Origin of the sequence: Fluviispira sanaruensis (assembly GCF_004295685.1) — a bacterium.
Lineage (GTDB): Bacteria > Bdellovibrionota_B > Oligoflexia > Silvanigrellales > Silvanigrellaceae > Silvanigrella > Silvanigrella sanaruensis.
Map to the genome: position 1 here is coordinate 286,146 of NZ_AP019368.1, position 16,082 is coordinate 302,227.

The 16,082-nt window shown below is 30.8% G+C and carries 7 protein-coding genes; all 7 read left to right on the forward strand.

Annotated features, from left to right (window positions below; genetic code table 11):
- Positions 1-50 precede the first annotated feature (50 nt).
- The 7 genes from EZS29_RS01220 to EZS29_RS01250 all read left to right on the forward strand — a co-directional run bounded on the left by EZS29_RS01220 (position 51) and on the right by EZS29_RS01250 (position 16,044).
- On the forward strand, positions 51-4,241 hold the full coding sequence (locus tag EZS29_RS01220; protein WP_130605736.1) for a translocation/assembly module TamB domain-containing protein: 4,191 nt from the start codon (positions 51-53) through the stop codon (positions 4,239-4,241).
- A complete protein-coding gene (locus EZS29_RS01225) occupies positions 4,228-7,377 on the forward strand; it encodes a POTRA domain-containing protein (RefSeq protein ID WP_130605738.1) in 3,150 nt (1,049 codons plus the stop codon). Before EZS29_RS01220 ends, EZS29_RS01225 begins: the two co-directional genes overlap by 14 nt.
- Before the next feature lie 18 nt (positions 7,378-7,395).
- Positions 7,396-8,475, forward strand: coding sequence for a tRNA dihydrouridine synthase (locus EZS29_RS01230; RefSeq protein ID WP_130605741.1), 1,080 nt, complete (start codon positions 7,396-7,398; stop codon positions 8,473-8,475).
- Positions 8,476-8,592: 117 nt separating this feature from the next.
- Entirely contained in the window at positions 8,593-9,222 is a 630-nt protein-coding gene (locus tag EZS29_RS01235) for a hypothetical protein (RefSeq protein ID WP_130605743.1), read from the forward strand.
- Positions 9,219-11,741 (forward strand): hypothetical protein, encoded by a 2,523-nt coding sequence (locus tag EZS29_RS01240; protein WP_130605745.1) that lies wholly within the window; start codon positions 9,219-9,221, stop codon positions 11,739-11,741. The genes EZS29_RS01235 and EZS29_RS01240 overlap by 4 nt, the downstream gene beginning before the upstream one ends.
- The gene (locus EZS29_RS01245) at positions 11,738-14,893 is read left to right on the forward strand and encodes a tetratricopeptide repeat protein (protein ID WP_130605747.1); all 3,156 of its coding nucleotides are present in this window, start codon (positions 11,738-11,740) and stop codon (positions 14,891-14,893) included. Before EZS29_RS01240 ends, EZS29_RS01245 begins: the two co-directional genes overlap by 4 nt.
- Positions 14,890-16,044 (forward strand): tetratricopeptide repeat protein, encoded by a 1,155-nt coding sequence (locus EZS29_RS01250; protein ID WP_130605749.1) that lies wholly within the window; start codon positions 14,890-14,892, stop codon positions 16,042-16,044. Before EZS29_RS01245 ends, EZS29_RS01250 begins: the two co-directional genes overlap by 4 nt.
- Positions 16,045-16,082 lie beyond the last annotated feature (38 nt).

A 16,082-nucleotide genomic window follows, 5' to 3' on the forward strand; every position in this document is an offset into this window, starting at 1 on the left:
CTGATGCTATCATAATTGATAGATGACAGCCCTAATGAAGGAAAATCTTCGTGATCAAGTTTTTTAAGCGAATCATTTTATTTATCATAGCTACGTTCGTATCTATGAATGTAGCTGTTTTTTTTATCCTAAATAGTCAGACAGTTCAACATGCAATTGTTGAATATATCAATGTAAACTACTTTAATAAGCAAAACCTTGATCTGAGTTTAGGTTCATTGAGCCTAAGCTTCTTTACAGGCACATTAAATTTAAACGAAGTCTATATAAAAGAGAAAGCAAATGAAAACAATAATAGTAAAGAAAACTTTATCGGTTTGAATCAATTATCAGTTTCTCTTAATTTAACATCGTCATATGTTAAAAGATCTTTTGTTATTAGAAAAATACTTTTGCGAGGATTAAATCTAAATATAAAATATGATGAAAACGGAGAACTTATATTACCAAAATATTTAATTCCAAAAGAGAAGGAGCAAACTTCTGAAGGGCCTATAAATATACCAGAATTGGTAAGAAAAATGATGTCTGAGGTGCAATTTGATTTAGAAATTATTAATATTGTTGTTCAGCTGGGAGAAATAAATAAAAATAACTACCAAAAAATATCTTTGTCACACGCTGAATTTAAAAAAATAAAAGATAAAAATAATATTCCGTCCTTTCAAACTGAAATACTATTAGGAGACTCTGCGTTTAAATTTCCTGTAATAGATAAATTAATCACACTCAGTTATTTAAGAACTCATATTATATTGAATGAAAAGGGGGATTTCAATATACACGAGTTAGATTTACAAAGTAATTTGGCTAATTTAAATGCAAATATAAATGGTAACATTGGGAAAAAAGTACAGAATACCAAATATAAAGCACAAATTGAAATGCTAGAAATTGATGGTAAAGAGGCATTTGATCTGCTGCAAATGGAATCTTCTGGTAAAGTGCTTTTAAAAGGACAGGTTGAATCTGGAAAAAATTTGTACGAGGATCCTACTTTTAAAGGAGAAGCAAAGTGGAAAAATTTAACTTTAGAGTCCTTTGATATTTATTCAGGTAAGGCTGATGTCATATATGTGTCTAGAAAAATAGTATATGATAAAGCTGATATTAAAACTCCTTTAGAAGGTAGAATTCATGCTAAAGGGGAATTTCAATTTTATAAGAATTTTTATTTTGAAAATATAGCAAATGTTGAAAATTTAAATTTTTCTGAGCTTTTAAAGGGGCTTAAAGTAGAAAAAACGCCTGTCGATTTTAAACTCAGTTCAGAAAATTTAAAAGTATCAGGATATATTCTTAGTAGTAATAAAAAAAAGTCTTTTGAACTCTTTGCTAAAGGTGAAGCGAAAGCTCAAAAACTTTATGTAAATACTTTTCTGGATCAAGTAGGCAGAAAACCTATACCTGATATAAATATCAATCTTGATCTCAGAGCAAGCGCTTTAGGTTTGTCCTTAACAAAAACCGAAGGGGCAGTAAAAAATTTAAAAACATTTAATTTAGCTAAATTTGTAATTGATGAGGGATATATTGATTTTACTCCTAAATCAGGAGTTGGTGTTAATTTCAAAATGACAGGGAAAAATATTGATATTTCTATTGCAGAATATTTTTTAAAATTCCCCACTGCAGGCATAGCTGATTTCACAGGTGAATTGAAATTAGATCGAAAAACAAATGAAATTGAATTTTCATCCCAATCAAAAGTTTATAAGGGAGAAATATTTGGTGTACAGTTTGAAGAATTTAATGGAAAATGGGGCTTAAATACAAAAGGTGTATGGATAAAAAATGCGGATATACTGGTAGGTAGATCTGAAAATTTTAATAAATCGACCCTGAATTTAAATAATTTTGATTTTAATTTTGACGATATGCATTCTAATATAAATGCTAAAGTAAATGGTAAGTTAAATAATCTGATATATGCTGTACAATATTGGTTACCCCAAAGTATATTAGATACTGATGCGGATATAAAAAACTTTGAAGTAAAACAAAAAGGACTTTTTTTCCATTTATCAACTTGGGATTTATTATTAAAGTCTAAATTAGAAAATATTAAATTATTAGATTCAGTTATTCATGAAAATATAATTGATTTTAATTGCAAATCTGGATTATGTACTGATTCCCTAATTTCTTTTCTTGATATTAAGACAACGGAAGAAATTGAAAGTGGCGATGAAGATAATACTTCTTTTGCTATATTTGAATTGTATGATTTGTCTTTCGAAAATGCAGGTATGAGGGGTAATATATTTAAACTTCCCCTTGGCATGTTTGCAAGAATATTTGAAAAAAAAATATCAGGTGTTCTTAATTCTAATATTCAATTTAAGGGAAAATGGAGTAATTTAGAAGGTTTTGCAAATGTAAATGCATATAAAATAAGTTTAGATAAATCTGAATTGGGTGATTTTAATCTGCAATTAAATCCATATGACAAAAATAAGATAAAGATAGATCTCAATGCATTTAGTAATCAGTTAAATGCATTTTATATCATGCAGCAAGGTTTAGAAGGTGACACTATATTAAATATAAACTTAGTAAATTTCAACTCATTTTTTTTGATAGATAGTGAAACACGAGCAAAAAATAGTTTATTTTCTCAAATAAATGCTGCAATGCGATTTGAAGGAATTGCACCTTTTACAAAGGATGAGAATAAAAAATGGTATCAATACTGGAAAGGAAGCGGAAAAATAAATTCAGCCTCAGTCCAAGTAGGTAAAGCAATATTTGAATTAGCGCAGCCACAAAATATTGTCTTTGATGGTGATGAAATAAAATTAGATGTATTTAACCTTGGTGGAAAAATTGGTCGTATCCAATTTGGAAAAACAAATTTAAATTTTACTAAAAAAACTATATACTCATCCCTTAATCTTGATTTTAATTTAGGTAATTTTGACTTACTTTCAGATGCATTTGGTCCTTCTGAAGGAGATTTAAGTGGACAATTTTCAATCACAGGATCCTTATATGATCCTTTGATTTCAGGAAGTCTATATATTGGTGCTAAGACGTTATTCGTAAAATCATTGCAGCCAGCATTTAATAATTTAAATGCTGAATTAAAATTCAAAGGTAAAAAGCTAGAAATTCAAAACTTTTTTTCTGAAAAAGGAGATGGTAATCTTTCTGCAAGTGGGAGTATTGACTTTTCCCCGATCTTTTCTGAAAATCCAAAATATCCTGAAGTGACTATAAAAATTGTTTCTAAAAAAGCAGACTTCAGGTTGCTTATACCTATTTTCCAAATCGCAGATATGAATGTGGATTCTGAATTAACTTTATCAGGCACTGATATACCTTATCTATTAACAGGCGAAGTGAATTTAAAAAAATTAAGATTGTTTAAAGATATTAATTGCGAGTCTATTTCGAGTCAATTATTTGCCTTAAATAATTCACAGAAGGTAACTTCCTCGCATAATCCTTTCTTAGCAATGAATGTCAACATTCATGCACTGAGCTCTTTTACTATTCAAAGTCAATGTATTCGTGGAAGATTTTCAACTTCACCCTTGATCAATTTAAATGGAACTTCAAGTGAACCTATTATAACAGGTACAATATCAACTGACTCAGCCAGTCTTATTTTGTTAAAGAGTCGTTTTGAAGTAAAAAAAGCAGAATTTACTTTTATTGAGTTACAAAAGTACGATCCCAATGTCGACATTTTTATGGAAGCAAGAGTCGCAAGTGAAACGATCAGTGTCAGTATCAATGGTCGTTTGAGTAAAAGCCGTTTGGAGCTCTCAGCGAGTCCGTCTACGTTACCTAATGGAGATAGAATCACCCAACCTGATATTATTTCTATGATATCAACTGGACAGGTTCCTGCCCAAAGCTCCAGTGCAAATTTGCTTACAGCATCAACAAGTCTTTTTCCATTTATAGGTTATGGAAATTTTTCTGAAAACTCGCTTCTCAATAATACCGTGAGCACAGTTACAGGTGGAATTATAGACAATGTGACTGTTTCGCCCACGACCCAAAATGGACAAGTGAGCTGGAGAGCAACAGCATCTCGTACATTATCGCAGAGACTAAATTTAGGTGTGAGTTATGAAGCTGGAGATATTGGAACGCGCAGTTCTGCTTATGCAACTTTTATTTTAAATGATACTGTTAGTATTTTTGGTTCGTATGATAATAATGCTCTGACTCAACAGGCAATTACAACAGAGTGGACAACTGGATTGAGGTTTCGTTTTGGCAGTCAATAAAAAATATATATTAAACTTTTTGATGAGTATATTAATAACATTTAATTTTTTTACTTCTTATGCAAATGCTCAAATAAATAAAGTAACCGCTATAGGTTCAGCATTTGAGCAAACAAACGTTGAAATTCGTTTTTATATTGATGGAAAAGAGCAGGGGTTTCCTCAGGAAATTCTAAATGATTTAGGGACTGTCCCTTTTTATGAATTGGATGATGCAATAATTACAAAGTTGATAGATACAGGAATCTATCAAGAAATTATTATTAAGAAAGGGCAGTTAGATAAAAAAGGGAATATTTTTATTGTTAATGCGAAAACTATTAAACGCATTCAAGATGTGTTCTTTTCAGGACTTTCATCAGCTGAAAGTTTAGAGTTCGAAAGAATAATAGTATCGCAAAGAGGCCGTCCTTTTAAGGCATCAGCAGCAAATGCTGATTCTAAAGAAATTGAAAAAAACCTTATACAAAAGGGTTATCCTAATGCAAAAGTTATTAAATATTCGATTAAAGAACTTTCTCCTGATTCTATTAGACTCAATTTTGAAATAAAAAAAGGTAATCCTTGTCATATAGATCAAGTGACTGTTCAAGATTCTTTGTCAAATATTTTGAACTTTTTAACAATTCCAATAGAAACTGGCTCAATCTGTAATTTATCAGCTATAAATGAGTCTTTGGATCAGTTGAAAGAAAACTATTGGGAACAAGGTTTTCTAGAAGCTAATGTTAAATTACAAGAAATTTCATATTCTGAAAATAGGGAAAGCGCAAAGATAACGTTACAAATAGAAAAGGGAAGGAAAACAACTTTTCAGATTTTTGATGAAGACAGTCAACTTATGAATAATGATTTTTTAGTATCAAAACAGGGATTAACTTATTCTGATATTATATTGTTATCAGATGCTGATTTAAATGCTATTTTGACTGATTTTTATAAAAAACAAGGCTATGCTTTTGTAAATATAAGCAATCCAGAAAGAATTGTTGATAAAAATGGAAATACTACTTTAAAATTTCTTTTGAAAAGGGGAGCCTACGTAAAGATTGGTAAGGTAACTTTTATCGGAACATTGCCTGAAAGTGAATCCAAAGTATTACAAGAGATGGGTTTGAGTTCTAGTTTTTTTTCAGGTTCAATTCCGTTTTATCAAGAAAATTTAAATATCTACAGAGATAATCTCAAGAAGTACTTATTGTCTAGAGGTTATTTGGAGGCGCAAGTTTCCAATCCAGACTATGTTCCAAATGAATCAAGTACGGAAATGAATCTTGTTTTTCGCGTAGATAAAGGAATAAAATATCTAATCAATAGCATATCATTTCAAGGTATTCCATCTGATTTTGAATTAAATAATGATAAATTATCGAAAATGGTTCAATTCGGTACAGTTTATAGTTCAGATGTTTTGCAGAACGTATTGATTGAAATAAAAAGGCAACTTTTATCAGCAGGGTATTTATATAATGAGGTAAAAATTGAACATGCAATTTTACCTGAGAGTAAATTTGAAAAATATGTTAATTTAGTTGTTAAAATTGATCCCGGGCAGATTGTTAGAATTCGAAATATTTATATTGATACAGACTTTTTTGGCAAAGAATTATCAATTTTATCTGCGTCGGGATTAGAAACAGGTGATATTTTCTCGCAAGAAAGTTTTGATGCAGCAAGACAAAGTTTAATTCGCCATGAGTTATTTTCAACTGTATCAATTGAACCATTAGATATTAATTCAATTGAGCGAAAAGAATTGAGGGTTGATATCATAATCCATGCGCGTTCACGTTCAGGCTATACCTTAGGAATATCTCCAGGATATGGGACACTGCGGGGCTATAATTTTGGAATTGATTTTACGTTAAATCGTTTAAATAATGATGGTCTTAAAATGATATCTTCAGCCTCTGTGAGTCAAGAAAGGCAGCAACAAAATTTTGCATCTACAGAAACAAGGCAAATATTAGGTAGGCAGATCACATTAGGATTTTCAGAACCACTTTTTAAACTTGGCCCCTTGCGTACGCCTTTTGATGCCACGGCTTCAGTTGGTTATAAAGTAATTGCAGAGACTTTAACAAATCGTGAATATTTCACAGTCAATTTAAAAGCGGATTGGAAACCAACGTTTTTTGATTTAAATTGGAATATAAGTCAATCTATAACGCATGAATCTTCAAATTCTACCAGTTCAGAAAGTGCAATTGTTCAAGTTTTAGATAGTCCTTCCATTATCATTCGGGAATTAACAAGCAGTGTTACTTTAGACAATACTGACAATCCTGCATGGCCTACTAAAGGAAGTCGGCACAATTTACAGGTTAGTTTTGCGCGATTTGGCCTTGATTCAGAAGTTCAATACAATCGCTATGTCGTTTCAACGGACTTATATTTTCCACTTTATAAAAAATTGAGCGGAGCAATTACTCTAGGGGGGAAATTTATAGTTGATACCGTAAATAAAAGTGGAGATACTGTTACCCCTCCTGCCTCAAGGCGTGAGACTCTTACGGACACAGCCCTTGTTCGTGGATTTCCTGAAACTTATGGTTCAGCGGCTCCCGGGCCTCTTCTATGGGTCCATTATAATCAAAGTAATCCTACGTTAAATTGCCCGACGCAGTTAACTTCGATAGGGGCTACTAATCTAATTTATTTTAAGGCAGAAGCTCGTTACCGCTTTAATGATAATATCGGTTTTGTTGCATTTTTTGATACCGCTACGAATTATTTCTCTAGAGCAGAGATAAATAATATAAATAAGTTTATTCAAAACCGCATCAGTTCTGTGCCTTCTTCAACGGACTGTGTTCCAGATCAGGCAGCACTCATTACGACAGGATCGGTGAATTTAAAAAGCTCAAATTTTATAGAACAATATTGGAGACAAGCTTATGTTTCAACTGGATTTGGTTTTCGTTATATAGTAAGTAATTACGCTACCATTAGCTTGGATTATGGTTATCCGTTAAAGGATCCTTCCTCAAATGAAACAGGCTGTGTATCACCTGCAGAAGCTTTGAATGCAACGACTCCACCACGCTGTGTGACGAGAATTCAAGATTCTGCTTATATTAATAATGCGATTCAATTTAAAGGAGCTTTGCACCTGAAAGTTGGTGCACAGTTTTAGAATCGATTTGGAGAAATAATGCCTGAAATTATCCCTTATGTATTAAAGACTCGTTTCAATAAATTGGGGATAGATTTTCCATTTATGATAGCGCCTATGGTTGGTCTTTCGCATGTTGCATTTCGTGAGCTCATAAAAAGTTATACACCGAAAAATATCAATGCTCTTCGTTTCACAGAAATGCTTTCCACGCGAAGAATTCCTAATGAAAAATTAGAAACAACTCATGAGTTGAAGACCGCACGCAATGAAGCTTTTTATATTCCTCAACTATTAGGAAATGAAGAAAAGTTTATTGCTCCTAGTATAGAAAAATTGCTGATTAAAAACCCATGGGGTTTTGATATTAATATGGGCTGCCCGGTCTCGCACACTTTGAAACACAATTGGGGCGTACGTCTCATGGGATCAAAGGACTACGCAGCGCAGATTGTAAAGATTGTGAAAAAATATTCATCTGTTCCAGTCAGTGTCAAATTGCGCGGAGGGTTGGCTGAAGACGAAGATTTTGATTATCTTTATTCTTTTGTGAGTGCATTAGCGGATGGAGGGGCTGATTTTCTGACAATCCATGCACGTACGCGCGCGCAAAAGCACAGTGGAGATGCTAATTGGCAGTTAGTTGCAGATATTCGCAATAAGATGTCGATTCCAATAATAGCCAATGGGAATATTCAAACAGCTCAGGATGCTGTTGAGCTTATCCAAAATTATGGAGTTGATGGTGCAATGATTGCACGGGCAGCCACAGCGCGTCCTTGGATATTATGGCAAATATCTGAACTCCTGGGCAATACAGAAGTTCCAGATGGGTTTGAGGGGCGGAATGCGCCAAGCACACCTGAGGAAGAAGGTGCTGAGTATTTAAAAGCTTGTTTAAAGATACTTTCCATAATGATAGATTACTTTCAGGACGAAGCTTATATCTTAGAAAAATTCAGATTTTTTGCTGCAACAGGTGCGCGTTGGTTTCAATTTGGTCATCATTTTTGGCGATTGACAATGAGAGCAAAAAATGTAGCACAATTAAGAGAAAGTATTGTTAATTTTTCAGAAAATAGTCAGAATACAATGTCTAAAAAGATAAAAATGATTTAATAATATTGAAAAGAACGAAAATATTTCCCACTCATTGTGTCAAAATCAAAGCGTATATTGCAAAAATTATTCAACTCATAATAAGCAAAAGTGAAATAATAATATATTGAGGCACTTATGAGAAATATTTTCTTAAAAATATCAATATATTTATTAATTATAAATTATGAAAGCAAAGCTTTCTCCGATCCTGAATATATTCCCCCCGATCCATTCTTAATTACTGGGGATAACTTTGATACGACAAAAGCAGAAGAGATTGCGAATAAACTATCCCAATTACAAGATAAAAATAAAGAAATTCGAGCTAAGATTTTGGCATTACAAGATATTTTGGTTTCTAAATTTAAAGATAGAATAGAACTTAAAGTAAATATAATTTCAGAGCAGAAAAAAGAATTGCCACAATTTGGAATTATAGAGTTAAATGCAACATTGAATAATATATCTATTATAAATTACAATAAGCCGATACTATTTGAAAAAAATATGAATTTACCAATATTTTATGGTCCGCTTCCTGTAGGAAAGTATGAGTTTAAAGTGCATGCAATTGTTGGCCAACAAAGTAACAATTGGCCGTATGTTCTACCTCAAGGAAAATGGATCTTAGATAAAGATGTAATTGTTAATGGAACTCTTAATAATCCAATACAAAAAATAAATATTATTCTCAAAGCTGATCCAAGTAGTGGTGTGCCAAAATTTGAAACAACTCAAGATTTATCTGAGGAAAAAATGGAATGAGAGTTGTTTATATAGTAATAATTATTCTAAATATAACTTGCAAATTGTCAAATTCTCAAGAGCTAAATTACTTGCCATCTGAAATAAATGTCTTTTCAGATATTGAAAAAAATCGAGTTGAACAATGGAAAAACTTAAGAAAAGTTGATACAGAAATTGACAAAATATTTAGTAATATAACAAGTCTTTCTTTTTTTTCAAATACATCTGATGTGACTGGTAAATCAAAATTTCTGCGAATCAACGAAATTGGTCTTGGGCAAAATGTTTTGCGAGATGAAATGAATTTATTGAGAGCCCAAGACCATCTTCAGCTCGGAGATCCTTTAATTGCTAAAGAAATGATTTTGAAAGATATTAAAAATTTTGACACAAGAAATAAAGAAAATTTAGTTTGGTCGTATAAAATTCTTTTTGAAGCAAATAGACATTTAAAAAAGCATGAAGAGGCAATTAATATCTGTTTAAAAATGCTATCTATTTATGGAGAAGATAAAGATTCATTTTCAGATAAATGGAAATTATCGTGTTCTTTAGAGTTTTTTAAAGCAGCAAAAATTGAAAATAAAAATTATATAAAGGATAATCTTAAAAATAGTCTAAGAGCTTGGAGTAATTCACCGCTCGTTAAAAGAGATTCGAACTATATGCCTCTCAGTGCAGTTTATATTGCATTGGCTTTAAGAAAGATTTATCCAAATAAAGTAATTCCAATTCAATATTTAGAAAGCGCCATTACTCATATAAAAAATGGCAATAAAAATCTAAGTCGTGCTTATTTGACATTAGCGCTCTTAAAATATGATAACAATAATAAAAATGAATCTCTGTCTTTGCTTAGGTACTTATCTGGAGATTTTAAAGGATATGGAGCGCGTTTAAAATATTTCGAAAGTGATGAAGCGAGTTTACAAATTGCGAGACTTTGTTTGGCTAGATATCAAGCATCTGTTGGGAATTTGAATGCGGCTGAAACATGGTATAGAGATGTATTGCTCGAGAGTAAAATTTCTGGAAATGATTTTATAAAAGGTGAAAAGAGAAAAACTTACTGGGAATTCGCGCAAATCTTATATTCACAGAAAAAATATTTAGAGAGTGCAAGACAATATAAGTTATCCTTAAAAGATATTTTTTATGATCATAATTTTATTATAAATAAACAATTCGATGAAAATAGTAAAAAAATTAGAACTTCAAATATTATGTTGGCAAAAATTCTGTCAAAGACTTCACAAAAAAATTTTCAAGCAGAAGGTCAGCTCCTTGAATTGCTAGGATATACTGAGGCAGATCTAAATTTTTTAAATAATATAAAAAACTTAAGTAAAGACAATACGGAAGAACTTCTCCAAAGCTTATTTGCTCTGGCAAGTCTTTCTTTAGAATATGGAGTGAACAGTAAAGTAACAGAAAATGCTATGAAATTTAGGAATGCTTTGTCGATGACAAAAAGTGAGATAGATTCTATGCGTACTGATCTTGCCAATGCACTCAATGCAGCCGACTATACATATACAGGCATTATTGAAACTAAAGCGATTTCTGCTCTTATGAAATTAGCACCTATTCTAGATAATCTAAAACAAATACTTTTAACCTTAGATAAAATAGAAAGTGCATTATGGGATCAAAGCAAAGTAGGACTCGATTTTGCTAAAAAAAACCGCATAGAAATATTAAGAAGACTCAATGCTATGGATGATGAAATCAGTAAATATAAATTAAAAGAAAAAATTGAAAGTAAAATCTATAAGCCAAAACTGCCAGGAGCTTTTCAATTGGTTGGAGAAAATATAAATGACTTATCTGCACAAATAGCTGCTGCTAATTTTTTATTTCAAGCGAATGATAAAAAAATATCGCGAGATATTCCATTAGATTTATTAGAATTCCTAGAAAATGACTTTGCAAATTTTGAAAGAGAAAAGCTCAACGACGAATTTATCAAGCTTACAATTGATAATAGAATATTTCAATTGTCTAGAAACTTACAAGAGAACACTACATTTCAGTTTCAAATAAAGGAAAGAATACTAGAAAAAAGTTTCTCTGAAATGTTTGAAATACATAAGAGAAATAGACTGAAATCAAGCTCCATTGGAGATATTGAGTTTTATAAATCACTAGATAGCTCATGGACAAATATAATCGCAGTATATAAAATGTTAAGTATTACGGTTGATAATATAAAGGAAAGAATAATAAATGAAAGAAAAGAAATTTTAGAGAAAGTTGAGTTTATCAATCAACACTTATCTGCTCAAGAATATCAATTCGAAAAATTAAAGAATATAACATATGATGAGTTTCAAAACATTTCTAAAGAAATCGTAAAGCAATTGATTCCAAGAGTTCTTAGCTTTAAAGAATATATAAAAATTGAATTAGCAAATCATAATAAAGATATTTATAACTTCAAAATTGAAAGTAATAAAGAGATTGAAAAATCTGCTGAAGAGAGAGTGAGGTGGTTGAATACACTCAGAGAAACTTCAAGATGGGATCTAATTAGATGAATAGAATAATCGTATTAAGTTTATTTGTTATTTTGATGATTCCTGAGTTTATTTACGCAGATGAAAATATTTTTATTCCTAAAATTCCTGAAAAATCAGAGACAGTGGATCCAAAAAAATATTTAAATATTGAACAGATGGAACACGAAAAATTAATTTTTAGAAATATATTTGATCTTCACTTTAAAAATTGGAAAGAGGAATTTAATAGAGAGATTGAATATGAAGATTTTAAAAGTGCAAGCAATGAAAAAATGATGATAGAAGAAAATAATAGAGTCAAGGAAGAAAAATTTAGCAAAGTTATAGAGTTTTTATCTCAGAGAATTCAAATTAATCATAATAAAATTATTCAAGCAGAAGCATCTTTTAAATTGGCTCTGTATTCCTATTTCGCAAAAAAAATGGATGCTAATAAAGCTATAGATGTTTTGCAAAAAGGACTTAATAAATTTCCTGTTAATTCTGAAAATATGCGATTATTTATTAGAATGAGTCTGTTCACCGCGGATCTTTTATTAGCAAATGAAAGATATGATGAAGCACAAAAATACTATGATGCAATAGTTTTACAAAAAGTGGATGCAAATGTCTTTCGTGAAGAATTGGTTAGAAGTTTTGTGGGTTTGGGTGATACTTACTATGCTCACTTTCAATTCAAGAAGGCTGGAAATTCATACCTGCATGCACAAGAGATTGCTAAAGCGGGTTGGTTGCTTGATGAAGAAAGACTAGCATTTTTACTTGCCGAGATCAAGATACGTCTTCTTTGGGCAACTTTTAGAAGTGCCGATTATATTCAATCATCTGAGTATGCATATCAGTTAGCCAGAGAGAAAGTTCGCTACGAAAAATACTTTAAAGATAATATCTTAAATGATATTATTCGTGTGGGCGCAATTTCATTATATGAAAGAAAAGATTTAGATTTTTATAAGAAAATCTCTTCAGATCTATTTGCAGGAGATTTTGCCAAAAAAATGGTGGTAAAATCTTTTTATTATTTTTCAGCAGCAGGTTTTGCAAATCAAGTTGAAAAATATGCGAATGCTGTTAAAGACAAATTTTATTCTTCTAGGGAATTGGTTGGCTTTGTCAAAGCTTATTTATTTGCTCTAAAAAAATTAAATAATATGAATAAATATTTTGAAATTTCATATTATGGTACAGCTTATATATCTAAGGATTCAATATGGAAATCTAGGTTTGTTCTATCGCAGGATGAAGAAGAAGTTCGTCGAGATTTAATATCAGAACTTTCTGAGGATGCAGCTAAATATTATTATAATTTAGGTTTACAAAATCACTCTAGAATTGAATTTTTAAAGAGTGCTGAAATTTATAGTGCACGCTTAAAAGAAAACTTTAGATTAGACTCAAAAGGAATTCTGTTACAGTCTTATGCTCAGTCTCTTTATCAAGCCCAAGAGTATGATTTAGCAATACAAGCAAGTGAGGAAAGTTTAAAATATCCATTAGAGGATTATTTAAAAAAAGTGAGCTGGTTTCAGCTTATAAATATATCACATGCAAAAAGTGGAAATAGTATAGATACAAAGAGTAAAGAGTATTTGCTGTATGAGAAGTTTGTGGATGGTTTTGTAGCTTATTTTCCTTTGGATCCAGAGAGTAGATTTGCATTGTTTGAAAGTGCTAAACGAGCAGAGTTTTTGGGGGACCTGTCGAATGCAAAAGATAGATATGAAAGAATATTATCGAGTCCTCCTTTAGAAAGTCAAGAACAATCAAACAATGAAAAAAATAAGGTATCATTAGCACTGGCATTATTATTAAAAAAAATGGGAGTCGAAAATAAAGATGTAATGGATTCAGCTGGGAATTTAGAAAATTATATTAAAGACTATACAGTGACGAAAATGGCTGAAGATGTGGTGCGAATGACAAACCAAGCGATAGCAATAGAATATGCAAAGCAATTGAAAAAAGACGGGAAAATTCGGGATGCTGCAAAATTTTTAGAAATGTGGTCAAGAAATTATGTACAAAATCCCGAGATGTCTTTAGTTCTCTTGCAATCGATTTCTGAATTTGCTCAACTGCAAGATTGGGAACATATTTTAAATATAACATTAAATTTTCAAAATATAATATCAGATCCAAACAAATTGTCTGCTTTGATGTTTTGGCAAGCTAAGGCTCAAGATATGTTATTACAATTTAAGGCGGCAGCATTAACATATGAAAAAGTATTTGATTCAGTTAAAAATACTAAAAAATATGATTATATTTTAATGAAGTCGAGTTTAGAAAGATCTGCAGAGCTATTTTCATTTCTTAATAAAATTGATGATCAAGCAAGAGTTTCAAGTAAACTATATACAGTTATCATGAAGTCTGAGAAAGATCAGTTGAAAATTGCTCAATTTGAAATTGATTTAGCTGAATTACTATTTTTGAATTTGCAATACGCTCAATCTAAAAATGTCTTAAATGTTGCGATGAGTAGAAAAAAATTGAGCAGAAAAATGAATAATAAAATTACGATTGGTTTATTAAAAGCAAACTTATTTATAAATAAAAATTCATGGAAATATGAAAATGATATTTTGAGATTTATTGAAATAAATTCTGGTTTAAAAGATAAAAATAAAGATGAAATTGATCCTTATCTTTTAACTTCATTATTAGTTGAAGTTAATCGTTTTGATGAAGAAAATTTTAATAATGAGGTTCTTATTTTTAAGAATGATTTTTCTATAAATAGATTGAGAAATATTGAAAATATAAAGAACAGTATTGGAAGTAGATTAAATGTTATAAGTAAATCAAAAAGTCTTATAAAAGAGGCAATTATTACTGAAATATTGTATGCGAAATTGTTAACCCAAACAGCTGATTTGTATACTCAATTATATTATAATAAAAAAGCAGTAGATGCTTATTTACTAAAGGCAAATCAATTTAATCTGTCAGCTAGGCAGCATTTTTATCATGCTCTAATGAGCGATCAATTGAGTTCAGGACAAAAACTATTAATTTCAATGGAGCTCTCAAAATTTGGTAAACGAGATTTTTCAATTCCTCCTGAGATAAATATAGAAGACTTTACTTCAGATTCAGCGCTCTATAATTCTATATCAGAGAACTTAAATTCAAATAATTTTTTAGTTAAGGATGAAGAGAAAAAATGATTAAGTCGTTTAAATTTTATATGATTTTATTATTCATTCTAATATTTACATTATCCTGTGTAAGCAAAACAGAGGATGCAGGATCCTTCCAATTTGGTTCATCTATCCTTAATTTACCATATCAAGAATCTCTATTGGTTTATCCAGATTCGACACAACCTGAACAAAGAATGATTTTTGCGGAAAAATTTATTTCACCAGATATAACAAAATATTTGAACTCAAAAGAAATTGAAAATCAAAAGAATAAAATTCAAATAGATGACTTTTCTCAAAATTATTTTAAAACCCCTACTATTATTGAGGTTATAGCTTTTGCTTTTCAAGATTTAAAGCGGGGTGATTCGCAAAAATCTGTAGAAAAAATAAATAATGTTTTAAATATTTTGGAAAAAAACAGATCGAAAACACTCTCTGAAGATTTAGCATTGAGCCCATATAGAGAAGCATATTTAATTCTTGCTCTGTCGCATCTCCACGATGGTAATAATTCTGATGCAGTGGTAATTTTAGAAAAATTAATTTTAGCATCTGCAGTTTGGGCTCAGCCATATATTGTACTCAGTGACTATTATCTTGAACAAGGGGCGTATGAGCTAGCAAAATTAGTCGCTTTAAAAGGAATTGATTTTGCAGAGCCCACTCATCCAGGTCTTTATGTTTCGTTAGCACGAGCATATCGTGGGAAAAAAAATTTAATCCAAGCACGTCAAGCTTTAAATAGAGGGCGGACTCTATTCCCTAGCAATAATGAATTGATTTCATGGTTGGGGGTTATAGAGTTTGATGAAAAAAATTTTTTAAAAGGCTGTCAATTGTTACAGCAAGCATTTGAATCAGAAAATAGCAACTCTTCACTCGCGCATAATTATGCAGTCTGTTTGTTACAGTCGAATCAACTTGATCAAGCAAATAAAATTATGCAAATTGCCATTGCATCAAATCCATCAAATTCTAAATTATATTATACGAATGGAATTATTGAAGAAGCACGAAAACATTTTTTTGCTGCACAAAAGTCTTGGCAAACTTATTTGAGCTTGGCAAATCATGATGATGCAAATTATAAACTGATTAAATTTAAACTTTCACAGATGAGTTATCTAGAGAGAAGCAAGGAAGAAGAGCAAGAATTACCTAATTCGCCTTAGAATCCATCAGAAAGGTTTGACTTTTTTTCTTTTGATTT